Below are 649 nucleotides of genomic sequence, written 5' to 3'. Positions count from 1 at the left end.
CGGCCGTCGGCCGTCTGCTGACCGGGCAGGACACGCATGGATCAGTCCGGGGACGTCCTACGCCTGCGACGGCTGCTCGGTGGTGAGCACACCGCCTGGCTGCTCGACCGGATGCGGCGCCGGATGGAGCTCGGCCGCCCGCTGACCGGACCAGTCACCCTCGCCCGCGCCAGCCACGATCAGCGGCGGGCGGCCGAACGGCTGCTGGGGCGGCGGGCCGGGGCGGGCACGTCCCTGACGGTCTCCCTGGACGAGATCGACACGATGCTGCGGACCAGCGGCGCCGCGCCGGACGGCCTCACAGCCGCGGTGCGCCTCCTCGTCGGTGCGGTCCCCGACCGGGCGGCGCGGGCCGCCTCCGAGGCCGCGGCGTGGTCACAGGCGCACGCCCCGCTGGACGCCCTCGTGACGCGACGTCCCGAACTCGCCGCCTGGCGGTCCTGGCTGGACGCCACCGGCATGCTGCGCCGCCTGACCGCCGGGGACGCCGAGGCGGCGGCTGCGCTCGTCGCCGACCTGCTGCGGGTGCTCGCCGCGCTGCCCTCGCCGGGCGTGGCGCTGGGCCGGCTGGCCGCGACGGCCACCGGGGACGCGCACGCCCTCGACGACACCCGGCCGCTGGCGACGCTCTGCCTCGCGGCGGCCAGGG

At 78.6% G+C, this 649-nt stretch carries 1 protein-coding gene; it reads left to right on the top strand.

Going from position 1 to position 649, the window contains the following annotated elements; translation table 11 throughout:
• Window positions 1-36 precede the first annotated feature (36 nt).
• On the top strand, window positions 37-649 hold a 613-nt coding region (locus NBW84_RS23930), incomplete at its 3' end, for a TIGR02679 domain-containing protein (RefSeq protein ID WP_250287603.1).

Origin of the sequence: Protofrankia sp. CiP1_Cm_nod2, from assembly GCF_920664355.1 — a bacterium.
Lineage (GTDB): Bacteria > Actinomycetota > Actinomycetes > Frankiales > Frankiaceae > Protofrankia.
This window is presented reverse-complemented; position numbering and strand designations above follow the sequence as displayed.